Origin of the sequence: Pseudomonas sp. DR208 (genome assembly GCF_019823005.1) — a bacterium.
Classification (GTDB): Bacteria; Pseudomonadota; Gammaproteobacteria; order Pseudomonadales; family Pseudomonadaceae; genus Aquipseudomonas; species Aquipseudomonas extremorientalis.
The window spans coordinates 179,597-205,683 of sequence record NZ_CP081944.1; the positions used below are offsets into that span (position 1 = coordinate 179,597).

Consider the following 26,087-nt stretch of genomic DNA (forward strand, 5'->3'; position numbering starts at 1 on the left):
TGCTCACCATGTTCGATTCGTTCAAAGCGATCAGCCGCCGTATTCTCGGCGCGTTATTGACTGTGGTGGGGGCCGTCTTTGGCCAGTGGCATCCGCCGGTCTGGCTGCGTGCCGTTGGCCGTGGGCTGGCTAACCTGGGCAGCCAAGCCCGCGCTTATCCACGTCAAACCGGTGCCGGCGTAGTAGGCCTGGCGTTGCTGGCGGCCGCTGGTTTCTATGGCTGGCACTGGTATTCCAACCTGCCGCAACCACATACCGCGAGCTATTCGCTGCACAAACCGAACCTCACCGACTACACCCAGCCCACGCCAGTTGTGGATAACTTGCAGGTGCGCTTCGGCGAATCCGTGGCCCCGCTGGCGGCCATCGGCAAGCCGGTCACTGAGGGTATCACCCTAAAACCTGCGGTCGCAGGCACCTGGCGCTGGGCGGACGACCGCAGCCTGTTGTTCGTCCCGGAAAAAGACTGGCCCATCGACGCCCATTACACCCTCGACCTGGCGAAGAAAAACCTGCTGGCCGACGGCGTGTTGCTGGACCAATACAGCACGCAGTTTTCCACCCAACCGTTCCGCGCCACCCTGGCGCAAAACGAGCTGTATCAGGACCCGTCCAACCCGACGCTGAAACAGCTGGTGGCGACCTTCCATTTTTCCCACCCGGTGGATGAAGACACCCTACGCAAGCGGGTGAGCGTGACCCTCGGCAAAGGCCTGGCCTACCGCGACGCCCAGTTGCCCAACCGCCCGGAAATTACCTTCGACGAGAAGAAACTCAACGCCTACGTACGCTCCGCCGCCCTGGCCACGCCACTGGAAAGCACGCCAGTCAGCGCCCGGCTCGACGAAGGCATCAAGGCCCGCGACGGCGGCAACGCCAGCACTGCGCCGCTGGTGGCGGAAGTCACCGTGCCCGGTCGCTATCGCCTGACCTTCACCGGGGCCGAAGTCAGCTTTGTCGACAACCAACGTGGTGAGCCGGAGCCCGTGCTGATGTTCAGCAGTTCCAGCGCCGTGGCCGATGAGACCATCGCTGGCAAGGTACAGGCCTGGCTCCTGCCGGAAAAAGCCCAGGACGACACGCGCCCCTATAGCAGCAACGACATCGATGACGCCCTGCTCGCCCGCAGCACCAAGGTCAACCTGACCCACGTGCCCAGCGTCGAGCCGCTGAACACCCTGCACGCCTTCAAATTCAAGGCTCCGGCCGGTCGCGCCCTGTATGTGCGAGTGCCCGCCAACCTGGAAGCCATCGGCGGCTACCTGGCAAAAAATCCTACGGCGTCGCTGATCAGCATGCCGGCGTATCCGCGTACCTTGCAGTTCCTGTCCGACGGCGCCTTGCTCAGCCTCAACGGCGAAAAACGCCTGGGCTTCATGGCCCGTGGCGTGCCCGGCGCCCATGTGGAAATCGCCCGCCTGCTGCCCAACCAATTGCAACACCTGGTGGACCAGAGCAGCGGCAGCTTTGCCCGGCCGAATTTCGGCAATGAGTATTTTGATCGCATGGTCGAGCGTCAGGCGTTGGATATCCCGCTGTCCTCCAATGACCCGGCGAAAACCGTCTACGACAATGTCGACCTCAGCCACTACCTCACCGCCAACGGCGGTCGGCGCGGCATTTTCGTGCTCAAGCTCAGCCCCCAGGACGACCCGGCCACGCGCACATTCGAGTACGAGCGCAGCAGCACCAGCGACCTGCGTTTCATCGTGGTGACAGACCTGGGCATCATCGCCAAGCGTTCCAGTGATGGCAGCCATGACGTGTACGTGCAATCCATCGGCAATGGTTCACCAGTGTCCGACGCGCAAGTCGACATCATCGGGCGTAACGGTTTGCCGGTGAGCAGTGGCCGCACCGACGCCGAAGGCCACGCGCACTTCGCCAAGCTGGATGAACTGCGTCGTGAGAAAACGCCATTGATGTATGTGGTCACGCGCGGCAATGACCAGTCGTTCCTGCCGATCGCCCGCCAGTCCCAGCAGTTGGATTTGTCGCGTTTCGACGTAGGCGGCCTGGAAGAAGACGGTGCGATTGATCGTCTCAGCGCCTACCTGTTTACTGACCGCGGCCTGTACCGGCCCGGTGAAACCGCGCACCTGGGCATGATCGTGCGCAGTGGCAACTGGAAGGGCATGCTGCAAGGCCTGCCGGTGGAGCTGCAAATCACCGACCCGCGTGGGCTGGAGGTGATTCGCCAGCCGTTGAAACTGTCCGCCAGCGGCTTTGAAACCTTTGATTTCCCCAGCAGCGAAGTCGCCCCCGCCGGGGAGTACACCGCGACCTTGCAGTTGATCGGCCAGAAGCAGACGCGCACCGACCTGGGCAGCGTGAACTTCAAGGTCCGCGACTTCGAGCCGGACCGCATGAAAGTCAGCCTGAACCTGCATGACACGCCGGTGCAGGGCTGGATTGCACCGGACCAAGTGGTGGCCAAGGTCACCGCCATGCACCTGTTCGGCGCTCCGGCTGCGGGCCGTCGTGTCACCGCGAAGATGTCCCTGAGCCCGACGCTCGCGGCGTTTGATCGCTACCCGGACTACCGTTTCCGCCTTAACGATTCCCTGGAAGACGCCACGACCGAAGATCTGGCCGAAACCACCGTCGACGACAACGGCCAGGCCGTGCTCGACCTCAACCTGCAACGCTTTGCCAACAGCACCTATCGCTTGCAGGTGATGACCCAAGTGTTCGAGGCCGAAGGCGGTCGCAACGTGGCGGCGCAAAGTGCCTTGCTGGTGTCGTCCGCGCCCTACCTGGTGGGTGTGAAAAGTCAGGATTCGCTGTCTTACGTCGCCAAGGATGCACCGCGCCAGGTGCAATGGCTGGCCGTCGCGCCGGACCTGACACCACTGGCGGTGGACGGCCTGACCAGCGAAGTGGTCGAGCACCGTTACGTGTCGGTGCTGGTGAAACAGTCCAACGGCACCTACAAGTACGAGTCACGCATCAAGAACATCAGCCAGCCGGCGTCACCGTTGGTGATGACGAAAGAAGGCGCCAAGCAGACGATTAACACGTCGACACCGGGCGATTTCACCCTGCAGTTGAAGGACGCCAACGGCAACCTGCTCAACCAGATCGACTACAGCGTGGCCGGGCGTGGCAACACCTCGCGCTCCCTGGAACGCAATGCCGAGCTGCAACTGCGCCTGGATAAACGCAGCTATGCCACCGGTGATGAAATCGCCATCAGCATCCGTGCCCCGTACACCGGCGCCGGCTTGATCACTATCGAACGGGACAAGGTCTACACCCAGCAGTGGTTCAAGGCCGACAGCACCAACAGCGTGCAACATATCCGTGTTCCCGCAGGGCTTGAGGGCAATGCCTACGTGAACGTGCAGTTTGTGCGCGACATGGGCTCGGCCGAGGTGTACATGAGCCCGCTGTCCTACGGCGTGGTGCCGTTCAGCATCAACCTGGATGCGCGGCGCATGGCCTTGAAGGTGGAGGGTCCGGCGAGGATCGAGCCGGGGCAGACGCTGGATATCAAGGTCAACGCTGATCGCCCGGGCCGCGCCGTGGTATACGCCGTCGATGAAGGCATCCTGCAAGTAGCGCGCTATCAGACACCGGATCCGCTGGGCTTCTTCTTCCAGAAGCGTGCGCTGGAAGTCGGCACCAGCCAGATCCTTGACCTGATCCTGCCGGAATTCAGCCGCCTGCTCAGTGGGGCGGCGCCCGGTGGCGATACGGAGGGCGCCCTGGCCAATCACCTCAACCCGTTCAAGCGTAAACACCAGCCGCCGGTGGCCTGGTGGTCCGGGCTGGTGGACTTGCCGGCCGGCGAAACCGTGCTGCATTACCAGGTGCCGGACAGCTTCAACGGCAAGCTGCACCTGTTTGCGGTGGCCGTGGACAGCGACAGCGTGGGTGTGAGCGAAGCCAGCACCGACGTACGCGGGCCGATCGTGATCACACCGAACGTGCCGGCCTTTGTGGCGCCGGGGGATGTGTTCAACGTCAGCGCCGGGGTGTTCAGCAACCTCGACGCGGCGGCGAACGTGAAGTTTGAAGTGCAGACCAGCGACGGTCTGGTGGTGCAAGGCGATAAGGGCAGCACACTGTCCCTGCAACCGCGCAAGGAAGGCACGGCCGAGTTCAAGATCAAGGTCGGCGAGACCCTTGGTTCGGCGGATTTGCGCTTTGTCGCGGTGTTGCCGGATGGCAAGCGCATCCAGGTCGCCGAAACCACCTCGATCCGCCCGCTGAGTGAACATCGCGTCGCCCTGAGCCTGGGTCGCTTCGACAGCGCCAGCAAAGAGCTGAAACCGACCCGCGAACTGTTCAGCCAACTGCGCGATGTGCAACTGGGCGTGGCCGCCTCGCCGCTGGTGTGGGCCAACGGCCTCAAGCATTACCTGGACGACTACGGCTACGCCTGCACCGAGCAACTGGTGTCCAAGGCCATGCCGGCATTGATCTGGGGCGGCAACGCCCCGGAAGCCGAGCAAGCGTTCGGCAGTGCAGTACGCATGCTGCGCCAGCGTCAGAACCAGGCCGGTGGCTTTGGCTTGTGGGCTGCCAACCCGGATGTGGCGCCCTACGCCAGCCTCTACGCCACCGACTTTCTGATCGAAGCCAAGGAGCGCGGGCTGCCAGTGCCGGAAGACCTGCTGGTGCGCTCGAATGCGTACCTGACAGATCTGGCCAATGGTCCCAGCGAAGGCCTGTCGGAATTGCGCAACCGCGCCTACGCCAGTTACCTGCTGAGCCGTCAGGGGATTCTGGTGAGTGGTGCACTGAGCGATATCCGCGAGCGCTACGAAAGCTACTTCAAGGACACCTGGCAGAACGACCTGGGCGCCGCTTACCTGGCAGCCAGCTACAAGCTGCTCAAGCAGGATCGCCAGGCCGATACCCTGTTCCGCAAGGTGCCATGGCGCGCCCTTGTGGATAAGTGGGACAGCGACGGCCTGTATTACGACCCGCTGGTGCACGACGCCGAACACCTGCATCTATTGGCACGACACTTCCCGGAGCTGATGGACGATGTGCCTGCAGCGCTGTTGGATAAACTCGGCAAACGTCTCAACGAACAGCGCTATAACTCGCTGTCGGCGGCCCTGTTGCTGCGTGCCCTGGACAACTACGGCCAGCGTGCGCAAAGCGACATGACCCTCAAGGCCACCGCCTGGCTGGGTGACAAGCAACAGCAATTGCTGGAGATGGCCGGCCAGCCGCCGCGCGCCGCCGTGCCGGGCAACACGCAAAAGCTGGTGATGGAAAAATCCGACGGCCCGACCGCGTTCTACATGCTCAGCGAAGCCGGTTTCGACAAGGGCGCCAAGCTCAAGCCGATCAACAATGGCCTGGACATCATCCACGAATACCTCGACCTCAAAGGCGAGCCCGTGAGCAAGGTTGCGGTGGGTGATGAGTTCCTGGTGCGCCTGCGCCTGCGTGCTACCGACCGTGATCAGGTGCAACAAGTGGCCGTGGTCGACCTGCTGCCCGGCGGTGTCGAGCCTGTGTATAACCTGCCGCCGGAGCCGGAAGCCGCCAGCACGGAGGAAAGTGAGGGTGAAGAATCCGAGTACGTGGAAGCAGACAGCCAGGAAGAGCAGAGCTGGCAAGCCCCCATCGGCGAAACCGAGCTGAGCAACTGGCAGCCGGACTACGTGGATGTGCGTGATGATCGCGTGGTGTTGTACGGTACCGCGCTGCGTGATGTCGGCACGTTCGTCTACCGTGTACGCGCCACCAACGCCGGCACCTTCAACACGCCACCGGCCTACGCCGAAGGCATGTACGAGACCACCCTGCAAGGGCGCGGCAAAGTAGGCCAGCTTGAAATTACCAAGCCTTAAGCGCCTGGCGCCGCCGCTGCTCATAGCGGCGGCAGTGCTGGTGGGCCTGCGGCTCTGGCCCCATGCCCCGCTGGAACACGCGGTCACCTCATCGCGGGTGGTGTTGGCCGACGACGGTTCGCTATTGCGCATGACGCTGGCGGGTGACGGTCAATACCGCCTGTGGCTACCTCTGGAGCGGATATCGCCGTCACTGGTCGAAACCTTGCTGCTCAAGGAAGACCGCAATTTCTACTGGCATCCGGGGATCAATCCCCCGGCGTTGCTGCGGGCGGCCATGGCCACCTACAGCGGTGGCCAGCGCCAGGGCGGCTCGACCTTGAGCATGCAACTGGCCCGGCGCCTGTGGGACCTGAACACCCGCCAGGTGCCGGGCAAGTTGCAGCAGATGGCGCTGGCGCTGTGGCTGGAGGCGCGCTACAGCAAGCACGATATCCTCGAGGCCTACCTGAACCTGGCGCCCATGGGCGGCAATATCGAAGGGGCTGAAGCCGCAAGCCGTATCTACTTCGGCAAGTCGGCGGCGCAGCTGTCGCTGTCCGAAGCGCTGGCGCTGGCGGTGATTCCGCAACAGCCGGGGCGGCGGGCGCGCTTCGGGCCCTCACTGCAAGATGCGCGACTGCGCTTGATGGCGGACTGGCGCCAGACTTATCCACAGGACCCGCGCAACGACAGCCTGCTCGATTTGCCTTTGGAAGCGCGCAACCGCCAGCAGATCCCGTTCCTCGCCCCGCACCTGAGTGAACAGCTGCTGGCTTCCCAAGCCGGCAATGAATTGAACAGCACCCTCAACCTGCCGTTGCAGCAATTGCTCGAACGCCTGATCACCGGGTTTATCGCCGAGCGGCGCAGCACAGGGGTGGAAAACGCCACGGCGATCCTGATCGACAGCCGCGACCAGAGCGTCAAGGCACTGGTGGGCTCGGCGGATTACTTATCCACAAACCTGCACGGTCAGGTGAATGGCGTGCTGTCGCGACGCTCGCCGGGGTCGACGCTCAAACCCTTTCTATATGGGCTGGCGCTGGACCAGGGGGTTATCCACCCCATGAGCATCCTTAAAGACTTGCCCAGTAACTTCGGCTACTTCCAACCGGAAAACTTCGACGGCAGTTTTGTCGGCCCGCTGACAGCGCGAGATGCGTTGATCCGCAGTCGCAACATCCCGGCGGTGTGGCTCGCCAGCCAAGTGAAGTCCCCGTCTCTATACGGATTGCTGCAACGCGCCGGCATCAAAGGCCTGCGCGACGAGAGCCACTACGGCCTGGCCCTGGCCCTCGGTGGCGGCGAGATGACCCCGGAAGAACTGGCGCGGCTGTATGTGATGCTGGCCGGTGACGGGCACCTGCGCCCGTTGCGCTATTTGCAGGAACAGCCGCAATCCACCGGCGCGCCGTTGCTCACGCCCCAGGCCGCGTTCATGGTGCGCGACATGCTGCGCCGTAACCCACGCCCGGATGGCCTGCCCGGTCGACATTGGCGCACTGCCTGGAAAACCGGCACGTCCTGGGGCTTTCACGATGCCTGGAGCGCGGGGCTGGTCGGCCCTTACGTGCTGGTGGTGTGGGTGGGTAACTTCGATGGCCGCCCGAACCCGGCGTTTATCGGTGCCAAGACCGCTGCGCCACTGTTCTTCCGCATCGCCGACGCCCTGCCCCTGGCCTTGCCCAACACCGTCATCAAGCCTGACAAACCGCCCGCCGGGCTGGTGCGCATCGACGTCTGCGCCGCGTCCGGCGAACTGCCCAACCGTTGGTGCCCGCAAACCCGCAAGACCTGGTACATCCCCGGCGTCTCGCCGATTCGCGTGTCCAACCTGCACCGCCCGGTGCTGATCGACACCCGCACCGGCAAGGCCGCCTGCCCGCCGTTCGATCCGCAGTACACCCGCGAAGAAGTCTTCGAATTCTGGCCGAGTGACGTGCAACGCCTGTACCGCGCGGCCGGCCTGCCTCGGCGCACGCCGCCCAGTGTGATGAAGAACTGCCAGCCCAACCGCCTGAGTGACCAGAGTGAAGCGCCGCAGATCCGCTCGCCGCTGACCCAGGTGAGCTACCAGTTGCGCTTGTCTCAACCCCAGGAAAGCATCCCGCTGAATGCCAATGCGGCCAGCGATGCGGCGACGCTGTATTGGTTTGCTGATCAAACCTTGATCGGCCAGGGTTCGCCGCAGACCACGCTGAACTGGCGGCCGGGCAAGTCGGGGGAGTATCGGTTGCGGGTCAGTGATGATCAGGGGCGCAGTGCGAGCCGGGGGTTGAAGGTGGAGTTTGTACCTTAGGCGGGCTGCCGCACTTAACGTAGTTTGATTCCTCACCTCCCCGAGTTGATGCTGGAGACCCTGTCGGGCCTCCAGGGTGTGGCGGGTTACTCCACCGTCACCGACTTCGCCAGGTTACGCGGCTGGTCCACATCGGTGCCTTTAAGCACGGCCACGTAGTACGACAGCAATTGCAGCGGGATGGTGTAGAGAATCGGCGACAGGGTGTCGTGGATGTGCGGCATGTTGATGACATGGGTGCCTTCACCGTTGGTCATGCCGGCTTTTTCGTCGGCGAACACCACCAGTTGGCCGCCACGGGCGCGGACTTCCTGCAGGTTGGACTTGAGCTTCTCCAGCAGTTCGTTGTTCGGCGCCACGGTAACCACCGGCATGTCGTCATCCACCAGGGCCAATGGGCCGTGTTTGAGTTCTCCGGCCGGGTAGGCTTCGGCGTGGATGTACGAGATTTCCTTGAGCTTGAGCGAGCCTTCCATCGCCACCGGGTATTGCGCGCCACGGCCGAGGAACAGAGTGTGGTTCTTGTCGGCGAACAGCTCGGCGACTTTTTCCACGGTGCTGTCCATGGCCAGGGCTTCACCCAGGCGGGTTGGCAGGCGGCGCAGTTCTTCGACCAGCGTGGATTCGACGCCTTCGGCGAGGGTGCCGCGAACCTGGCCCAGGGACAGGGTCAGCAACAGCAGGCCAACCAGCTGGGTGGTGAAGGCTTTGGTGGACGCCACGCCGATCTCACGACCGGCCTGGGTCAGCAGGGTCAGGTCGGATTCACGCACCAGCGAGCTGATGCTGACGTTGCAGATGGCCAGGCTGGCGAGGAAGCCCAGCTCCTTGGCATTGCGCAGCGCGGCCAGGGTGTCGGCGGTTTCACCGGACTGGGAGATGGTCACGAACAGGGTGTCAGGCTGCACCACCACTTTGCGGTAGCGGAACTCGCTGGCAACTTCCACTTGGCACGGGATGCCGGCCAGTTCTTCGAGCCAGTAACGGGCAACCATGCCGGCGTGGTAGCTGGTGCCGCAGGCGACGATTTGCACGTTGCGCACTTTGGCGAACAGCTCGGCAGCTTGTGGGCCGAAGGCATTGACCAATACCTGGTGCTGGCTCAGGCGACCTTCGAGGGTGCGTTGCACCACTGCGGGTTGCTCGTGGATTTCCTTGAGCATGAAGTGGCGGTACTCGCCCTTGTCGGCCGCTTCGGCACCGTCGCGGTATTGCACGGCTTCGCGCTCGACGGACTGACCGTTGACGTCCCAGATCTGCACGCTTTCACGGCGGATATCAGCAATATCGCCTTCTTCCAGGTACATGAAGCGGTCGGTGACTTGGCGCAGGGCCAACTGGTCGGAGGCGAGGAAGTTTTCCCCCAGGCCCAGGCCGATCACCAATGGGCTGCCACTGCGTGCGGCGACCACACGGTCGGGCTGGCTGGCGCTGACCACGGCCAGGCCGTAGGCGCCGTCCAGTTCCTTGACCGTGGCCTTGAGGGCGACAGTCAGGTCGCCCAGGTCCTTGAGTTTGTGGTTGAGCAGGTGGGCGATGACTTCGGTGTCAGTGTCTGAAGTGAACACGTAGCCCAGGCCTTTGAGTTGTTCGCGCAGCACTTCGTGGTTTTCGATGATGCCGTTATGCACCACCGCCAGATCGCCGGAGAAGTGTGGGTGGGCGTTGCGCTCGCACGGCGCACCGTGGGTGGCCCAACGGGTGTGGGCGATACCCAGACGCCCCACCAGTGGCTCGCCGGCCAGGGCCTGTTCCAACTCGCTGACCTTACCCGGGCGGCGCATGCGCTCCAGCTTGCCGGCGTTGGTGAAGACGGCCACACCGGCGCTGTCGTAGCCACGGTATTCCAGGCGCTTGAGGCCTTCGAGCAGGATGGGAGTGATGTTGCGTTCAGCGACTGCGCCTACGATGCCACACATGGTGTTTCTCCTAGATGATTGCCGCGCATATCAGCGTAATGCCGCGGGCTTGGATCTGGTCGCGGGCCTCGAGCGGCAGGCGATCATCGGTAATAAGGGTATGGACGCTGCTCCAGGGCAGTTCCAGGTTGGGAATCTTGCGGCCAATCTTGTCGGACTCGACCATCACCACCACTTCACGGGCGACCTCGGCCATGACGCGGCTCAAGCCCAGCAATTCGTTGAAGGTGGTGGTGCCGCGCTCCAGGTCGATCCCATCAGCCCCAATGAAAAGCTGGTCGAAGTCGTAGGAACGCAGCACTTGCTCGGCGACCTGGCCTTGGAACGAGTCCGAATGCGGGTCCCAGGTGCCGCCGGTCATCAGCAGCACCGGCTCGTGTTCCAGTTCGCTCAAGGCGCTGGCTACGTGCAGGGAGTTGGTCATCACCACCAGGCCGGGCTGGTGGCCCAGCTCGGGGATCATCGCGGCGGTGGTGCTGCCGCTGTCGATAATGATGCGGGCGTGTTCGCGCAGGCGCATCACAGCCGCACGGGCGATGGCGCGCTTGTACACCGAGATAGGTTGGGTGGCGTCGCCCACCAGTTCCTGGGGCATGGTGATCGCGCCGCCGTAGCGACGCAGCAGCAGGCCGTTGCTTTCCAGGGCAGCCAGATCTTTACGAATCGTAACTTCCGACGTTTCGAAACGCTTGGCCAACTCGTCCACGCTGACTTCGCCCTGTTCATTGAGCAAGGTCAGGATGTTGTGGCGTCGTTGGGGTGTATTTCGTTTCGACATGGTGATGATAAGTTTCGTTTCGAAAGATAACGAAGGCAATCAAAACCTATTGGCGAAACATCGTCAAGCGGAAAGCAGCAAATTTTCATACGACACAGAGCAAATGTGGGAGGGGGCTTGCCCCGATTGATGTCTATCAGCTACAAGGATGTTGGCTGAGAGTCTGCAATCGGGGGCAAGCCCCCTCCCACATTGAATACTTGTCGCTGAAGAGCTGTGGATAACTCAGGTCTTTTTGATTTTTACCGGGCGCTTCCAGCCGTCGATGTTGCGTTGGCGGGCGCGGGCTACCGCCAGTTGAGACTTATCCACATCCTGGTTGATGGTTGAGCCGGCGGCTGTGCTGGCGCCATCGTCGAGGGTAACCGGGGCCACCAACGAATTATTGGAACCGATAAACACGTCCGCCCCAATGGTGGTCTGGTGCTTATTGGCGCCGTCATAGTTACACGTGATGGTGCCCGCGCCGATGTTGGTTCGCGCGCCTACGGTGGCGTCACCCAAGTAGGTCAAGTGGCCGACTTTGGCTTCGGCGTCCAACTTGGCGTTCTTCAATTCGACAAAGTTGCCCACATGGGCCTTGGCGCCCAGCACGCTACCTGGACGCAACCGCGCAAACGGGCCAGCGTCACTGCCCTCGCCCATCACGGCACCGTCGATATGAGTGTTGGCCTTGACCACCACGCCCTTGCGCAGGGTGCTGTCCTTGATCACGCAGTTCGGGCCGATCACCACGTCATCTTCGATGACCACACGGCCTTCGAGGATCACGTTGATATCGATCAGCACGTCGCGGCCGACGGTGACCTCACCGCGTACATCGAAGCGTGCCGGGTCGCGCAGGGTCACGCCCTGGGCCATCAGGCGGCGGCCTTCGCGCAGTTGGTAATGACGCTCCAGCTCGGCCAGTTGCTTGCGATCGTTGGCGCCCTGCACTTCCATCGGGTCGTGGGGCTGCTCGGTGGCGACCAGCAGGCCATCGCTCACGGCCATTTCAATGACGTCAGTGAGGTAGTACTCGCCCTGGGCGTTGTTGTTGGACAGGCGGCTCATCCAGTCGGCGAGCTTGTTGGCAGGCACTGCCAGGATCCCTGTATTGCCTTCGGTAATAGCGCGCTGGGCTTCGCTGGCATCCTTGTGTTCAACGATAGCGGCAACCTTGCCATCGGCGTTGCGCACAATGCGTCCGTAGCCAGTGGGGTCTTCCAGTTCAACGGTCAACAGGCCCATCTGGCCTGGGACTACATGCTTGAGCAGGCGTTGCAGCGTTTCGACTTCGATCAGCGGCACGTCGCCATACAGGATCAGCACGGTGTCCGCCGTGATGAAGGGCACGGCCTGCGCGGTGGCGTGGCCGGTACCGAGTTGCTTGTCTTGTAGAACGAAATTCAAGTCGTCTGCGGCGAGACGCTCACGCACCACATCGGCACCGTGACCGATCACTACGTGAATGCGCTGGGGGTCCAGTTGCCGGGCGCTGTGGATAACATGGCCCAGCATGGAATTGCCGGCAACCGGGTGCAGCACCTTGGGCAGGGCCGAACGCATGCGGGTGCCCTGGCCTGCGGCGAGAATAACGATTTCAAGAGACATGAGTGGCTACCAATCCTGGGCGGTCCGGCTTCAGACCAGAGAAGTGTTTTGCTGAAAAAGAAAAAGGGTAGCCGAGGCTACCCTTTTTAATCAATCGCGCATGATGTACGACGGCTAGGCCGCTTACTTCTTGCGCAACTGCTGGAGCGTGCGCAGCTGGGCTGCAGCCTCGGCCAGACGTACAGCAGCAGCGCTGTAGTCGAAGTCCGCACCCTTTTCGTTCAGGGCCTTCTCGGCAGCCTTGACGGCTTCCTGAGCGGAGGCTTCATCCAGGTCGCCAGCACGTTGCACGGTGTCGGCAAGTACCTTGACCATGTTTGGCTGAACCTCGAGGAAACCACCAGAGATGTAAAACACCTCCTTTTCCCCGCCCTGCTTGGTCAGAGTGATCGGACCTGGCTTCAAGCTGGTGATCAACGGCGCGTGGCCCATGGCAATACCAAGGTCACCGAGTTCGCCGTGTGCAATCACCATCTCTACCAGACCGGAGAAGATTTCCCCTTCCGCGCTGACGATATCGCAATGGACTGTCATAGCCATCTGATTGCCTCAACCTGATGAGCGCCCGTTTCCGGGCGCCTGGATTACAGTTTCTTGGCTTTCTCGATCGCTTCTTCGATGCCGCCGACCATGTAGAACGCTTGTTCTGGCAGGTGGTCGTAGTCACCGTTGAGGATGCCTTTGAAGCCAGCAATGGTGTCTTTCAGGGAAACGTATTTACCCGATGCACCGGTGAAGACTTCAGCCACGAAGAACGGCTGCGACAAGAAGCGCTGGATCTTACGAGCGCGGGATACCAACTGCTTATCGGTTTCCGACAGCTCGTCCATACCCAGGATCGCAATGATGTCCTTCAGTTCTTTGTAACGCTGCAGCACGTACTGAACGCCGCGAGCGGTGTCGTAATGCTCCTGGCCGATCACGTTCGGGTCCAGCTGGCGCGAAGTCGAGTCGAGTGGATCGACCGCTGGGTAGATACCCAGGGAAGCGATGTCACGGGACAGTACGACGGTGGCGTCCAAGTGGGCAAAGGTGGTCGCTGGCGACGGGTCGGTCAAGTCATCCGCAGGTACGTATACCGCTTGGATCGAAGTGATCGAACCTTCCTTGGTCGAAGTGATACGTTCTTGCAGAACGCCCATCTCTTCAGCCAGGGTCGGCTGGTAACCTACTGCCGAAGGCATACGGCCCAGCAGTGCGGATACTTCAGTACCGGCCAGGGTGTAACGGTAGATGTTGTCGACGAACAGCAGAACGTCGTTACCTTCGTCACGGAACTTCTCGGCCATGGTCAGGCCAGTCAGTGCTACGCGCAGACGGTTTCCCGGCGGCTCGTTCATCTGACCGTAAACCAGTGCCACTTTGTCCAGAACGTTGGAGTCCTTCATCTCGTGGTAGAAGTCGTTACCCTCACGAGTACGCTCACCCACACCGGCGAACACGGAATAACCGCTGTGCTCGATGGCGATGTTACGGATCAGTTCCATCATGTTTACGGTCTTGCCTACACCGGCACCACCGAACAGACCCACTTTACCGCCCTTGGCGAACGGGCAAACCAGGTCGATAACCTTGATGCCGGTTTCCAGCAGGTCGTTGCCGCCAGCTTGTTCGGCGAACGAAGGTGCTGGACGGTGAATGCCCCAGCGCTCTTCGGTGTCGATCGGGCCAGCTTCGTCAATCGGGTTGCCCAGTACGTCCATGATCCGGCCCAGGGTCGCTTTACCGACCGGTACGGAGATGGCAGCGCCAGTGTCGACAACGTCCAGACCGCGCTTCAAGCCTTCGGTGGAACCCATCGCAATGGTACGAACTACGCCGTCGCCCAGCTGCTGCTGAACTTCCAGAGTAGTTTCCGCGCCTTGTACTTTCAGCGCGTTGTAGATGCTCGGTACGCTGTCGCGTGGAAATTCCACGTCGATAACGGCGCCGATGATTTGAACGATACGTCCGCTACTCATAGCTGGATCCTCTGAATATTTGAACCGTTAAACCGCGGCAGCGCCGCCGACGATTTCCGAGATCTCTTGGGTGATCGCAGCCTGACGCGCCTTGTTGTAGATCAGCTGCAAATCGCTGATCAGATCACCGGCGTTATCGGTAGCGTTTTTCATCGCGATCATCCGCGCCGCTTGTTCAGCTGCGTTGTTCTCGACCACAGCCTGGTACACCTGCGACTCCACGTAGCGCACCATCAAGCCGTCAAGCAGCTCTTTGGCGTCCGGTTCGTAGAGGTAGTCCCAGTGGTGCTTGAGTTCCTGATCCGGAGTCGCCACCAGTGGAATCAATTGCTCCACGGTTGGCTGCTGGGTCATGGTGTTGATGAACTTGTTGGATACCACGGACAGGCGGTCAATCCGGCCTTCCAGGTACGCATCCAGCATCACCTTCACACTGCCGATCAAATCATTGATCGACGGCTCTTCACCCAGGTGGCTGATAGCTGCAACGACGTTACCGCCGAAGTTGCGGAAAAAGGCCGCACCCTTGCTACCAACGACACACAGATCGATCTCGACGCCGTTTTCGCGGTTTACCGCCATGTCCTTGACCAGGGCCTTGAACAGGTTGGTATTCAGACCACCGCACAAACCACGGTCACTGCTCACAACCACATAACCCACACGCTTGACTGCGCGGTCGATCATGAACGGGTGGCGGTATTCCGGGTTGGCGTTGGCCAGATGCCCAATTACCTGGCGGATACGCTCCGCATAAGGACGGCTAGCAGCCATGCGCATTTGTGCCTTGCGCATTTTGCTGACCGCCACTTTTTCCATGGCGCTGGTAATTTTTTGCGTGCTTTTGATGCTCGCAATCTTACTGCGAATCTCTTTTGCGCCTGCCATGTAACACCTATCAGGTTAGCAAGCGGGAGCCTTGCGGCTCCCGCTGCGGCTTACCAGGTTTGGGTGGCCTTGAACTTCTCGATACCGGCTTTCATGCCAGCGTCGATATCGTCATTGAAGTCACCCTTCACGTTGATCTTCGCCATCAATTCGGCGTGATCGCGGTTGAAGTAAGCAATCAGCGCTTGTTCAAAGCTGCCGACCTTGGCGATTTCAACGTCGGTCAGGAACCCACGCTCAGCGGCATACAGCGACAACGCCATGTCAGCGATCGACATAGGGGCGTATTGCTTCTGCTTCATCAGCTCGGTAACGCGCTGACCATGCTCAAGTTGCTTACGGGTCGCTTCGTCCAGGTCAGAAGCGAACTGGGCGAATGCCGCCAGTTCACGGTACTGAGCCAGAGCGGTACGGATACCACCGGACAGCTTCTTGATGATCTTGGTCTGAGCGGCACCACCCACACGGGATACCGAAACACCGGCGTTCACTGCAGGGCGGATGCCCGAGTTGAACATGGCCGATTCCAGGAAGATCTGACCGTCGGTGATGGAAATCACGTTGGTCGGAACGAACGCGGAAACGTCGCCAGCCTGGGTTTCGATGATCGGCAGTGCGGTCAGGGAACCGGTTTTGCCGGTCACTGCGCCGTTGGTGAACTTCTCTACGTACTCTTCCGAAACGCGGGATGCGCGCTCCAGCAGACGGGAGTGGAGATAGAACACGTCGCCTGGGTAGGCTTCACGGCCTGGTGGACGGCGCAGCAGCAGGGAAATCTGGCGGTAAGCCACTGCTTGCTTGGACAGATCGTCATAAACGATCAGCGCGTCTTCACCGCGGTCGCGGAAGAATTCACCCATGGTGCAACCGGAGTACGGTGCCAGGAATTGCAGCGCAGGAGATTCCGAAGCACTGGCAGCCACGATGATCGTGTTGGCCAGGGCGCCGTTTTCTTCCAGCTTGCGAACCACGTTGGCAATGGTCGATTGTTTCTGACCGATAGCTACGTAGACGCAGAAAATGCCGCTGTTCTTCTGGTTGATGATCGCGTCGATCGCCAGAGCGGTCTTACCGATCTGACGGTCACCGATGATCAGCTCACGCTGGCCACGGCCGACTGGGATCATGGCATCGACAGCCTTGTAGCCAGTCTGTACAGGCTGGTCTACCGACTTACGCCAGATCACGCCTGGAGCAACTTTCTCGACCGCGTCGGTCTCGGTGTTGCCCAGTGGACCTTTACCGTCAACAGGGTTACCCAGTGCGTCGACTACGCGACCCAGCAGTTCCTTACCAACCGGAACTTCCAGGATGCGGCCTGTGCACTTGGCGCTCATGCCTTCAGCCAGACTGGTGTAAGCGCCCAATACAACGGCACCTACGGAGTCTTGCTCCAGGTTGAGGGCCATACCGTAGACGCCGCCCGGAAACTCGATCATCTCGCCGTACATGACGTCGGCCAGACCGTGAATCCGCACGATGCCGTCAGATACGCTGACGACAGTGCCTTCGTTACGGGCTTGGGAGGTCACATCGAGCTTGTCGATGCGGCCCTTGATAATTTCACTTATTTCGGAAGGATTGAGTTGCTGCATTGCTCTGCTGCCCCTTCAAACTCAAGATTTCAATGCTTCGGCAAGTTTCGCGATTTTTCCGCGAATCGAGCCATCGATAACCAGGTCGCCGGCACGGATAACAACACCACCAATCAGGGATGCGTCCTCCGAAGCTTGCAGGCGCACTTCCCGATTGAGTCGTGCACTGAGAACCTTGGCGAGTTTGTCTTGCTGTTCTTGGTTCAATGCAAAAGCACTGGTCACTTCAACGTCTACCGACTTCTCTGCTTCGGCCTTGTACAGGTCGAACAGAGCGGCGATCTCCGGCAACAGCGGGAGACGGTCGTTTTCGGCAATGACGTGAATGAAGTTCTGCACTTTCACATCAAACTTGTCGCCGCACACTTCAATAAAAGTGGCGGCCTTGTCTGCGCTCGTCAGGCGCGGGGCCTTGAGCACGCGCTGCATGGTGTCGTCTTGCGACACTGCTGCAGCCAGGCCGAGCATGGCTGACCAAGAGGCCAGCTGCTGGTGGGCCTGGGCGTGCTCGAAGGCTGCCTTAGCGTAAGGTCGGGCCAACGTGGTCAGTTCTGCCATGATCGCCCTCGCTTAAATTTCAGCAGCCAGTTTGTTAACCAGCTCCGCGTGCGCGTTTTGATCGATTGTGGCACCGAGGATCTTCTCAGCACCGCCGACCGCCAGAGCACCCAGTTGGGCACGCAGCGCGTCTTTGACGCCGTTCAGTTCCTGTTCGATCTCGGCATGAGCCGAAGCCTTCACACGGTCAGCTTCGACGCGGGCTTTTTCAACAGCCTCTTCGACGATCTGGTTACCGCGTTTCTTGGCTTGCTCAATGATTTCAGCTGCCTGTGCCTTAGCATCGCGCAGTTGATGACCCGCTTTCTCTTGGGCCAACTCCAGGTCGCGAGCTGCACGGTTGGCAGCGTCCAAGCCATCAGCGATCTTCTTCTGACGTTCGTGCAAAGCCGCGATGACCGGAGGCCACACGAACTTCATGCAAAACACTACAAAAATGAAGAACGCAACGGATTGGCCAATCAGGGTTGCATTAATGTTCACGCCAACACCTCGCTCATTCGTTGTCCATCACTCCAATCAACTCGAAAAATTCGAGTGATTAGCCAGCGAGTTGACCAACGAAGGGGTTCGCGAAGGTGAAGAACAGAGCGATACCAACGCCGATCATGGTCACGGCGTCGAGCAGGCCGGCGACGATGAACATTTTAACTTGCAGCATTGGGACCATTTCTGGCTGACGCGCTGCGCCTTCCAGGAATTTGCCGCCCAGCAGGCCGAAACCAATGGCAGTACCCAGGGCGCCCAGGCCGATCAACAGTGCAACAGCGATAGCGGTTAGACCAACTACAGTTTCCATCTTTCCTCCCGACTTTTACGTCGTATGGTTTAGGTTTTTTAGATTTTAAAGCGGTAAAACAAATCGTTTCATAGCCCGGTAGGGCCTACCTTCCCGTTTCACCGGGAAGGACATCAGACTAGTCGAGACTGGTCTTAATGGTTCTCTTCGTGCGCCATCGACAGGTAGACGATGGTCAGCATCATGAAGATGAAGGCCTGCAGGGTGATGATCAGGATGTGGAACACAGCCCACGCCCACTGCAGAACCACGCCCAGGCCGCTAAGCCAGAGCAGACCACTGCCGAACATCACAGCGATCAGAATGAACACCAGCTCGCCGGCATACATGTTGCCGAACAGTCGCAGGGCCAGGGAGATAGGCTTGGCGACCAGGGTCACGAACTCCAGCAGGAAGTTCACCGGGATCAGCAGGGCTTGAACGAAGATGTTCTTGCTGCCGAACGGGTGCAGGGTCAGTTCGCCGATGAAACCGCCGATGCCCTTGACCTTGATGCTGTAGAAAATGATCAACGCGAACACCGACAGGGCCATGCCCAGGGTGGCGTTAGGGTCCGTGGTGGAAACCGCACGGAATGGAATGTGGTGATCGCCGGAGATCAGGATGGCCAACTGAGGAATCCAGTCGACCGGGATCAGGTCGACGGCGTTCATCAGGAACACCCAGACGAAGATAGTCAGTGCCAGCGGTGCGATCACCGGGCTGCGACCATGGAAGCTGTCTTTCACGCTGCCATCGACGAATTCGACCAGTACTTCAACGAAGTTCTGCAAAGCACCTGGCTGACCGGAAGTCGCCTTCTTTGCCGCCATGCGGAAAATCAGGACGAAGATCAGACCCAATGCGACCGACCAGCCCAGAGTATCCAGGTGGAAAGCCCAGAAGCCCATTTCTTTGGCCTCTGCTGCGGAGTGGGCAAAGCCCCAGCCGCCATTAGGAAGCTGACCGAAGGTCAGGTTCTGCAAGTGGTGCTGGATATAGCCCGAAGCGGTTGTTTCTGCCATGGTTGCCTCAAACGCCCTAAGGTTTCGAAAGTCTTGTTTTCATTAGCAGGGGAGCGAACCAGCTGACCAGTTGGGTCAACACGAAGACGCCGAATACAGCCAGCGGCGCCAATGGCTTCACACCTGCAAAGGTCAGTGCAAACAGCACTGCCGTCAAAATCAGTTTCCCTGCCTCGCCGGCATAAAATGACCGGACGATAGCCTGGGCTGCTCGGGCGCCGGAAAACCGAAAGGCCCTGTGAGCGAAATACATATTGGGCAGCAAGGCTATCAGGCCTCCGCAGAGTCCTGAATATCCGGCTACGACTCCATGCCAGTACCAAAGCGCCAATGCGGCGATCAGCAAGATGACACATTGAGCCAATAAAACCGGGAAAACGGCCAAGCGATGGAACGGCAACGTGTTTGGCGTGCGGGTTTCCATCACTCTTGCTCCTCAATGGTCGGCTGCCGGAAATCAATAACTTGGCATAATTTGTGCCGACAAAATGCGCGCAGAGTATAGGGGCGGTTCTGCCCCTATTCAACTGCCGGGTAGTGATTTCCGATCACGCGCTACATAAGCAAATGTTTCAGCGGATGTGGGCAAGGACGCCCTGAAGCTCATCGAGGGAGTTATATCCGATAACCAATTGGCCTTTGCCTTTCTTCCCGTGGCGAATTTGCACCGCAGAGCCCAGGCGCTCGGCCAGGCGCTGCTCGAGGCGGGCGATATCCGGATCAGGTTTGGCCGTTTCGACCGGTGCAGGTTTGCCGCTGAGCCATTGGCGAACCAGGGCCTCGGTCTGACGAACGGTGAGCCCCCGTGCGACAACGTGTCGCGCCCCTTCAACCTGTTGATTTTCCGGCAAACCGAGCAATGCACGGGCGTGACCCATTTCCAGGTCGCCGTGGGACAACATGGTCTTGATGACTTCCGGCAACGCGATCAGACGCAGCAAGTTGGACACGGTCACACGGGATTTACCCACCGCCTCGGCCACTTGTTGCTGGGTCAACTGGAATTCCTGCTGCAAGCGCTGCAGGGCAATGGCTTCTTCGATCGGGTTGAGGTCTTCGCGCTGGATATTCTCGATCAACGCCATGGCGATGGCGGTTTCATCCGGTACATCGCGCACCATCGCCGGGATGGTTTCCTTGCCGGCCTGCTGGCTCGCGCGCCAGCGGCGTTCACCAGCGATGATTTCAAAACGGCCGCCGCCAATCGGACGCACCACGATCGGTTGCATCACACCTTGGGCCTTGATCGAATTGGCCAGTTCTTCCAGCGCCTGGGGGTCCATGTCCCGGCGTGGCTGGTATTTGCCGCGCTGGATCAGGTCCAGCGGCAGGTGTTGCAGCTCGCGCTCGTCGGCCTGCACCGCCTGTTCTTCAAGCGATGTGACGGTCGGACCACTCAACAGTGCATCCAGTCCACGTCCGAGACCTCGTTTCTTGACGGCCATGGGGATTCCTTAAGTTGGCTGGGCTGCAGCGGTGCGTGAATTGCGGCGCTGACGGCGAACCATCTCGCCGGCCAGCGCCAGGTAGGCAATGGCACCACGGGATTGTTTGTCATAGGCCAAAGCCGGCATGCCGTAGCTCGGGGCTTCGGCCAAACGGATGTTGCGCGGGATCACCGTGTCGTACAGCTGGTCACCGAAGTGTTCCTTGAGCTGCGCCGATACATCGTTCATCAGGCTCAGGCGCGGATCGAACATGGTCCGCAGCAAGCCTTCGATCTGCAGGTTCGGGTTGAGCAATTCGGCGATGCGCTTGATGTTATCCACAAGGTCGCTCAACCCTTCCAACGCGTAGTACTCGCACTGCATGGGGATAATCACCCCATCGGCGGCCACCAGCGCGTTCAGCGTCAGCATCGACAGCGACGGTGGGCAGTCGATCAGGATGTAGTCGTAATTCTCGCGGATTGGCGCCAGGGCGCTGCGCAGGCGGCTTTCTTTCATCTGCATTTCCAGCAGCACCACTTCCGCCGCAGTCAAATCGCGATTGGCCGGCAGCAGTTGATAACCACCATGTTCGGAGTAGTGCATGGCCTGGGCCAGGTCGCACTCGCCAATCAGCAAGTCGTAGACCGAGTTTTCCAGGCCGTGTTTATCCACACCGCTCCCCATGGTGGCGTTGCCCTGTGGATCGAGATCGATCAACAGCACCCGGCGCTTGGTTGCGACCAGGGATGCTGCGAGGTTGATGCAGGTGGTGGTTTTGCCCACGCCACCTTTCTGGTTCGCTATCGCGAATACCTTAGCCATTCTTGCTTGTGTTCCCAATCATGCCGTGCGGCGCAGTATCAGCAGATGGCGTTGGCCTTGGCAACCGGGTACGGCCAAGGCGTGTTCGCTATCGAGGTGGAAGTCTGCCGGCAATGCTAACAGCTCATCGCTTGGATGGACGCCCTTCATTGCCAGCCAGCGGGTGTCGCGGTCGCCCAGATGGCGGGTCCAGTTGCTGAAGTTCTCCATGCTGCTGAACGCCCGGGAAACGATTCCGTTGAATGGCTGTTCAGGCGTGAAGGCTTCGACGCGACTGTGGATAACTTGCAGGTTATCCAGCTTGAGTTCGAGTTTGACCTGGGTCAGGAAGCGGGTCTTCTTGCCGTTGCTGTCCAGGCAGGTCACTTGCGACTCGGGAAACAGAATGGCCAGTGGGATGCCTGGCATGCCGCCCCCACTGCCGACGTCGAGCCAGCGACCGTTTTCGATGAATGGCATCACGCTCAAGCTGTCGAGCAAGTGACGGGACACCATTTCGTTGGGATCACGCACCGCGGTCAAGTTGTAAGCCTTGTTCCATTTGATCAACAGGGCCAGGTAGCCCAACAGCAATTCGTGCTGGGCCGGGGTCAGGTCGACGCCCAACTGGCGCGCACCTGTGGATAACTCTTCGGCGTGTTGCGAGGTGACCAACGAACTCAAGCGCTTTGCTCCAACTGACGGCCCGCGCCGCGTTTTTTCAAATGAATCATCAGCAGCGAAATCGCTGCCGGGGTGACACCGGGGATCCGGGAAGCCTGGCCCAGCGTCTCCGGACGAGTTATCCCCAGCTTGCTCTGGATTTCTTTCGACAACCCGGAAATCCCGGTGTAGTCGATATCCACAGGCAGCTTGGTGTCTTCACTGGCGCGCAGGCGGGCGATTTCATCCTGCTGGCGGTCAATGTAACCGGCGTATTTGGTCTTGATTTCGACCTGCTCGGCAACCTGCGGGTCTTCTGCACCCTGCCCGGTCACTTCGACCAGACCAGCGTAGTCGATTTCCGGACGCGACAGCAGGTTGAGCAAGTTGTATTCGTGGGTCAACGGCGTGCCGAATTTTTCGGCAATCGCATCGCCCTGTTCGGTGCCCGGGCGGACCCAAGTGCTTTTCAGCCGCTGTTCTTCCAACGCGATGCTTTCGCGTTTTTTGCAGAAGGCAGCCCACCGTGCGTCGTCGACCAGGCCCAGTTCGCGACCTTTCTCGGTCAGACGCAGGTCGGCGTTGTCTTCGCGCAGGATCAAGCGGTATTCCGCCCGGGATGTGAACATCCGGTACGGTTCCTGGGTACCCAGGGTAATCAGGTCGTCGACCAACACACCGATGTACGCCTCATCGCGACGCGGGCACCAGCTGTCTTTGCCCTGCGCGCGCAGTGCAGCATTGGTTCCGGCCAGCAAACCTTGGGCACCTGCTTCTTCGTAACCGGTGGTGCCGTTGATTTGCCCGGCAAAGAACAAACCGCCGATCACTTTGGTTTCCAGGCTGTACTTGAGGTCACGCGGGTCGAAGTAGTCGTACTCGATGGCGTAGCCCGGACGCACGATGTGCGCGTTTTCCATGCCGCGAATCGATTGCACGATCTGGATTTGCACGTCAAACGGCAGGGAAGTGGAGATACCGTTCGGGTACAGCTCATGAGTGGTCAAGCCTTCGGGCTCGATAAAAACCTGGTGGCTTTCCTTGTCGGCAAAGCGGTGGATCTTGTCTTCGATCGACGGGCAATAACGCGGGCCGATGCCTTCGATCACCCCGGAGTACATCGGCGAACGGTCGAGGTTCGCGGCAATGATTTCGTGGGTGCGCGCATTGGTGTGGGTGATCCAGCAGCTCACCTGTTTCGGATGCTGTTCCTTGGAGCCCATGAACGACATGACCGGGATCGGTGTATCGCCTGCTTGCTCGGTCATCACCGAGAAATCTACGGAACGCCCGTCAATACGCGGCGGGGTCCCGGTTTTCAGCCGACCGACACGCAGCGGCAGTTCACGCAGACGCTTTGCCAGGGCAATGGACGGCGGATCACCGGCACGGCCACCGGAATAGTTCTGCATACCAATGTGGATAAGTCCGCCGAGGAATGTACCGGTGGTCAACACCACGGATTCTGCGAAGAAACGCAGACCCATTTGGGTGACAACTCCGCGCACCTGGTCCTGTTCGACGATCAGGTCATCTGCTGCTTGTTGAAATATCCACAGGTTCGGTTGGTTTTCCAGGGTTTCGCGGACTGCAGCCTTGTACAGGATGCGGTCGGCCTGAGCCCGGGTAGCCCTTACGGCCGGGCCTTTGCGGCTGTTGAGCACGCGAAATTGGATGCCACCTTTATCGGTAGCCATGGCCATCACGCCGCCAAGGGCGTCGATTTCCTTGACCAGATGGCTTTTACCGATCCCACCGATGGCGGGGTTGCAACTCATGGCGCCGAGGGTTTCCACGTTATGCGTCAACAACAGGGTTTTTACGCCCATTCGTGCTGACGCCAGTGCTGCCTCGGTACCGGCATGACCGCCGCCGATGACGATCACTTCAAAACGGGAAGGGAAATCCACCACGCACCTCGTGCCTGCTTATGTAGGTAATCAGGAATTGATTGTTGAAAGAGTTTTAGAGCTTTGGCGGCAAGTATAGGGACTTAGCCCTTCCTAAAGAACCCTTTGCACAAAATTTAACCAGCTGTGGATGAATCACAGACAATAGAAACTAAAAGAGAGAAATTTATTAAATCTTTGTTTTTATGTTTATTTCTACTGAGCACACTTTTTGTGGATAGATCTACACAGGCCTTTATTTACGGCGTGTACAGAGATTCAAAAGTCTGTGGTCATGTGCCAACGAGGCCCTTGGATAAGTCCTTTAAGCCTGTGGATTAAACAGGTGGTTATCCACAGAGGCATTTTTACTCAGGTTTCAGGGCCTGTTATCAACTGGGTACAGGGACGGTTATTCACAGAGCTTAATCCACAGAAATCGGCAAATCTGTCTGTCTTCAGTCCGCCACAACGCCAACCGAAACCTTTCACTCGATGGTGAGCACAGCAAAAAGAGATCTGTTGTGAGAAAACGGCGGGGCAGTTAATAATAGCGATTATCATTAACCTACCTTGTCATGCCCTATGTCCTCTTCTTCACACACGGCTGCGGTCCAGTACATTTATGAGCAGCACCACTCCTGGCTGCGCGGGTGGCTCAAAGGGAAGCTACATAACGCCTGTGATGCGGCCGATGTGGCGCACGATACGTTCGTGCGCATTCTGGGCGGGCGGCATGCGGCACAGATCGTTGAACCACGTGACTACCTGGCGACCATCGCCAGAGGCCTGGTGATTGATCGTTACCGTCGAAACGCCATCGAACAGGCCTACAAACAGACCCTGGCCGAACGGCCTGAAGCCATAACCATCAGTGAAGAAGACAAAGCCATCATCATCGAGACGTTGGTGGCTGTGGATAAAGCCTTGTCTGCACTCGGCGAGCGAGCGCGGCGGATATTCATGCTGTCCCAGGTCGAGGGGCTGACTTATCAACAGATTGCCGATCAGCTTCAGGTTTCACTGACCACGGTGAAGAAGCACATGATCCGTGTATTGACTGAATGCTCACTGATCATGGCCAGCCTGTAATGGCGGCGCCCGATCGCAAAACCTTTGAGGCTGCTGCCAGTTGGTACGTACAGTTTCAATCCCAGACGCCTACCGCCGATGAGCGCCAAGCCTGGCAACAATGGCTCAACGGCGATCCCTCCCATCAGGCCGCATGGAATCAGATGGAACAGTTGCAGCGCAGTCTCGGCGCCCTGCCTCCGGATTTCACCCGCCGCGCATTGTCGGCCCCACAGCAACGTCGCCAGGTACTCAAGTGGATGTTGGTGCTGGGCGGCACCGGGTACCTGGGTTGGAATGTTCAGCAACACACGCCCCTGGGTAATCTGTGGGCCGATTACCGCACGGTCGTAGGTGAACGCCGGCGTATCGAATTGGCCGACGGCACGCGGATTGACCTGAATACCGGCACGGCGATTGATGTGCTATTTGATGAGCGCCAGCGTTTGATCCGCTTGCGCGAAGGTGAAGTACTTATTCACACCGGCAAGCTGGGTGTGCAGACGCCCTTTTATGTCGAAACCCGCCAAGGCCGCGTCCAGGCATTGGGTACTCGGTTTACCGTACGCCAGTTGCAGGACTCAACCCGCGTTAGCGTTCTGGAGGATCGGGTGAATGTGTCGCCTGGTGACCAGCCCCTCCAGGCCCGGCTGCTCAGTGCCGGCGAAAGCGCAGACTTCGATCGCCAAAAAGTGCAGCCAAACATCGTTTACCGCACATCCCAGGCCGCCTGGGTCGATGGCCAACTGATCGTATTGGATGCACGCCTCGGTGATGTTATCGAAGAGCTCGCCCGCTATCGCCCAGGTGTCCTGCAATGCGACCTGGCCTCGGCACATCTGCGTGTTTCCGGGACCTTTCGCCTGGATTCCACCGACGCAGTGCTGGCCAATCTGCAGGCCACCCTGCCGATTCAGGTGAAATACTTCACTCGCTATTGGGTTTCGGTGAAGCGAATCGGTTGATCGAAAAAATATCTGCACGCGGGGTTATCTTTTTTTTACCTGACACGGCCCTACAGGTAATCACGATGCCACCTTCAGG

At 59.7% G+C, this 26,087-nt stretch carries 20 protein-coding genes; 4 read left to right on the forward strand and 16 right to left on the reverse strand.

Translation table 11 applies throughout. The features are described 5' to 3' along the window. The first annotated feature begins 8 nt into the window (after positions 1–8). Positions 9–5,813 (forward strand): MG2 domain-containing protein, encoded by a 5,805-nt coding sequence (locus K5K89_RS00810; RefSeq protein ID WP_222540686.1) that lies wholly within the window; start codon positions 9–11, stop codon positions 5,811–5,813. Continuing rightward, positions 5,794–8,094: a penicillin-binding protein 1C gene (gene pbpC, locus K5K89_RS00815; RefSeq protein WP_222540687.1), complete on the forward strand. Its 2,301-nt coding sequence runs from the start codon at positions 5,794–5,796 to the stop codon at positions 8,092–8,094. Before K5K89_RS00810 ends, pbpC begins: the two co-directional genes overlap by 20 nt. Before the next feature lie 86 nt (positions 8,095–8,180). On the opposite strand, the gene glmS is transcribed toward pbpC, so the two are convergent. From glmS to mnmG, 16 genes are all read right to left on the reverse strand, one after another. Continuing rightward, positions 8,181–10,013 carry a glutamine--fructose-6-phosphate transaminase (isomerizing) gene (gene glmS / locus K5K89_RS00820; RefSeq protein WP_222540688.1) on the reverse strand — a complete coding sequence of 611 codons (1,833 nt, stop codon included), beginning with the start codon at positions 10,011–10,013 and terminating at the stop codon, positions 8,181–8,183. Positions 10,014–10,023: 10 nt separating this feature from the next. Further along, the gene (locus K5K89_RS00825; RefSeq protein ID WP_058424356.1) at positions 10,024–10,791 is read right to left on the reverse strand and encodes a DeoR/GlpR family DNA-binding transcription regulator; all 768 of its coding nucleotides are present in this window, start codon (positions 10,789–10,791) and stop codon (positions 10,024–10,026) included. Positions 10,792–11,016: 225 nt separating this feature from the next. Then, positions 11,017–12,384, reverse strand: coding sequence for a bifunctional UDP-N-acetylglucosamine diphosphorylase/glucosamine-1-phosphate N-acetyltransferase GlmU (gene glmU / locus K5K89_RS00830; protein WP_222540689.1), 1,368 nt, complete (start codon positions 12,382–12,384; stop codon positions 11,017–11,019). Positions 12,385–12,507: 123 nt separating this feature from the next. Continuing rightward, entirely contained in the window at positions 12,508–12,924 is a 417-nt protein-coding gene (locus K5K89_RS00835; RefSeq protein ID WP_058424358.1) for a F0F1 ATP synthase subunit epsilon, read from the reverse strand. A gap of 44 nt (positions 12,925–12,968) precedes the next feature. After that, the gene (gene atpD / locus K5K89_RS00840) at positions 12,969–14,345 is read right to left on the reverse strand and encodes a F0F1 ATP synthase subunit beta (protein ID WP_015886645.1); all 1,377 of its coding nucleotides are present in this window, start codon (positions 14,343–14,345) and stop codon (positions 12,969–12,971) included. A gap of 27 nt (positions 14,346–14,372) precedes the next feature. Further along, the gene (atpG, locus tag K5K89_RS00845; RefSeq protein ID WP_003233565.1) at positions 14,373–15,233 is read right to left on the reverse strand and encodes a F0F1 ATP synthase subunit gamma; all 861 of its coding nucleotides are present in this window, start codon (positions 15,231–15,233) and stop codon (positions 14,373–14,375) included. Between the two features lie 50 nt (positions 15,234–15,283). Next, positions 15,284–16,828, reverse strand: a complete 1,545-nt coding sequence (gene atpA, locus K5K89_RS00850; RefSeq protein ID WP_003177064.1) for a F0F1 ATP synthase subunit alpha — start codon at positions 16,826–16,828, stop codon at positions 15,284–15,286. A 21-nt stretch (positions 16,829–16,849) separates the two neighbouring features. Then, complete coding sequence (locus tag K5K89_RS00855; RefSeq protein ID WP_003195833.1) at positions 16,850–17,386, reverse strand: F0F1 ATP synthase subunit delta; 537 nt, start codon at positions 17,384–17,386, stop codon at positions 16,850–16,852. 12 nt (positions 17,387–17,398) lie between these two features. Then, complete coding sequence (locus tag K5K89_RS00860) at positions 17,399–17,869, reverse strand: F0F1 ATP synthase subunit B (protein WP_071490883.1); 471 nt, start codon at positions 17,867–17,869, stop codon at positions 17,399–17,401. 58 nt (positions 17,870–17,927) lie between these two features. Further along, positions 17,928–18,185: a F0F1 ATP synthase subunit C gene (atpE, locus tag K5K89_RS00865; protein ID WP_002555987.1), complete on the reverse strand. Its 258-nt coding sequence runs from the start codon at positions 18,183–18,185 to the stop codon at positions 17,928–17,930. Positions 18,186–18,319: 134 nt separating this feature from the next. Beyond that, positions 18,320–19,189 carry a F0F1 ATP synthase subunit A gene (atpB, locus tag K5K89_RS00870; protein WP_016970691.1) on the reverse strand — a complete coding sequence of 290 codons (870 nt, stop codon included), beginning with the start codon at positions 19,187–19,189 and terminating at the stop codon, positions 18,320–18,322. A gap of 16 nt (positions 19,190–19,205) precedes the next feature. Next, a complete protein-coding gene (locus tag K5K89_RS00875) occupies positions 19,206–19,613 on the reverse strand; it encodes a F0F1 ATP synthase subunit I (RefSeq protein WP_222540690.1) in 408 nt (135 codons plus the stop codon). A 148-nt stretch (positions 19,614–19,761) separates the two neighbouring features. After that, entirely contained in the window at positions 19,762–20,634 is an 873-nt protein-coding gene (locus K5K89_RS00880; RefSeq protein WP_016970690.1) for a ParB/RepB/Spo0J family partition protein, read from the reverse strand. 9 nt (positions 20,635–20,643) lie between these two features. Continuing rightward, positions 20,644–21,441: a ParA family protein gene (locus K5K89_RS00885; protein WP_010207696.1), complete on the reverse strand. Its 798-nt coding sequence runs from the start codon at positions 21,439–21,441 to the stop codon at positions 20,644–20,646. Between the two features lie 18 nt (positions 21,442–21,459). Beyond that, positions 21,460–22,104, reverse strand: a complete 645-nt coding sequence (rsmG, locus tag K5K89_RS00890) for a 16S rRNA (guanine(527)-N(7))-methyltransferase RsmG (protein WP_071490884.1) — start codon at positions 22,102–22,104, stop codon at positions 21,460–21,462. Next, positions 22,101–23,993 carry a tRNA uridine-5-carboxymethylaminomethyl(34) synthesis enzyme MnmG gene (mnmG, locus tag K5K89_RS00895; protein WP_025854394.1) on the reverse strand — a complete coding sequence of 631 codons (1,893 nt, stop codon included), beginning with the start codon at positions 23,991–23,993 and terminating at the stop codon, positions 22,101–22,103. Before mnmG ends, rsmG begins: the two co-directional genes overlap by 4 nt. Positions 23,994–24,557: 564 nt before the next feature. On the opposite strand from mnmG, the gene K5K89_RS00900 reads away from it, so the two are divergent. Together K5K89_RS00900 and K5K89_RS00905 are read left to right on the forward strand one after the other, a co-directional pair. Then, a complete protein-coding gene (locus K5K89_RS00900; RefSeq protein ID WP_071490885.1) occupies positions 24,558–25,064 on the forward strand; it encodes a sigma-70 family RNA polymerase sigma factor in 507 nt (168 codons plus the stop codon). Further along, positions 25,064–26,008 (forward strand): FecR domain-containing protein, encoded by a 945-nt coding sequence (locus K5K89_RS00905; RefSeq protein ID WP_222540691.1) that lies wholly within the window; start codon positions 25,064–25,066, stop codon positions 26,006–26,008. Before K5K89_RS00900 ends, K5K89_RS00905 begins: the two co-directional genes overlap by 1 nt. Positions 26,009–26,087 lie beyond the last annotated feature (79 nt).

Excerpts from the sequence above, each read along its gene's own strand:
- glmS (WP_222540688.1), bottom strand. The coding sequence starts at position 10,013 with ATGTGTGGCATCGTAGGCGCAGTCGCTGAACGCAACATCACTCCCATC.
- glmU (WP_222540689.1), bottom strand. The coding sequence starts at position 12,384 with ATGTCTCTTGAAATCGTTATTCTCGCCGCAGGCCAGGGCACCCGCATG.
- K5K89_RS00825 (WP_058424356.1), bottom strand. The coding sequence starts at position 10,791 with ATGTCGAAACGAAATACACCCCAACGACGCCACAACATCCTGACCTTG.
- atpG (WP_003233565.1), bottom strand. The coding sequence starts at position 15,233 with ATGGCAGGCGCAAAAGAGATTCGCAGTAAGATTGCGAGCATCAAAAGC.
- K5K89_RS00835 (WP_058424358.1), bottom strand. The coding sequence starts at position 12,924 with ATGGCTATGACAGTCCATTGCGATATCGTCAGCGCGGAAGGGGAAATC.
- K5K89_RS00880 (WP_016970690.1), bottom strand. The coding sequence starts at position 20,634 with ATGGCCGTCAAGAAACGAGGTCTCGGACGTGGACTGGATGCACTGTTG.
- atpD (WP_015886645.1), bottom strand. The coding sequence starts at position 14,345 with ATGAGTAGCGGACGTATCGTTCAAATCATCGGCGCCGTTATCGACGTG.
- atpE (WP_002555987.1), bottom strand. The coding sequence starts at position 18,185 with ATGGAAACTGTAGTTGGTCTAACCGCTATCGCTGTTGCACTGTTGATC.
- K5K89_RS00810 (WP_222540686.1), top strand. The coding sequence starts at position 9 with ATGTTCGATTCGTTCAAAGCGATCAGCCGCCGTATTCTCGGCGCGTTA.
- atpB (WP_016970691.1), bottom strand. The coding sequence starts at position 19,189 with ATGGCAGAAACAACCGCTTCGGGCTATATCCAGCACCACTTGCAGAAC.
- K5K89_RS00875 (WP_222540690.1), bottom strand. The coding sequence starts at position 19,613 with ATGGAAACCCGCACGCCAAACACGTTGCCGTTCCATCGCTTGGCCGTT.
- K5K89_RS00855 (WP_003195833.1), bottom strand. The coding sequence starts at position 17,386 with ATGGCAGAACTGACCACGTTGGCCCGACCTTACGCTAAGGCAGCCTTC.
- K5K89_RS00900 (WP_071490885.1), top strand. The coding sequence starts at position 24,558 with ATGTCCTCTTCTTCACACACGGCTGCGGTCCAGTACATTTATGAGCAG.
- K5K89_RS00885 (WP_010207696.1), bottom strand. The coding sequence starts at position 21,441 with ATGGCTAAGGTATTCGCGATAGCGAACCAGAAAGGTGGCGTGGGCAAA.
- K5K89_RS00905 (WP_222540691.1), top strand. The coding sequence starts at position 25,064 with ATGGCGGCGCCCGATCGCAAAACCTTTGAGGCTGCTGCCAGTTGGTAC.
- atpA (WP_003177064.1), bottom strand. The coding sequence starts at position 16,828 with ATGCAGCAACTCAATCCTTCCGAAATAAGTGAAATTATCAAGGGCCGC.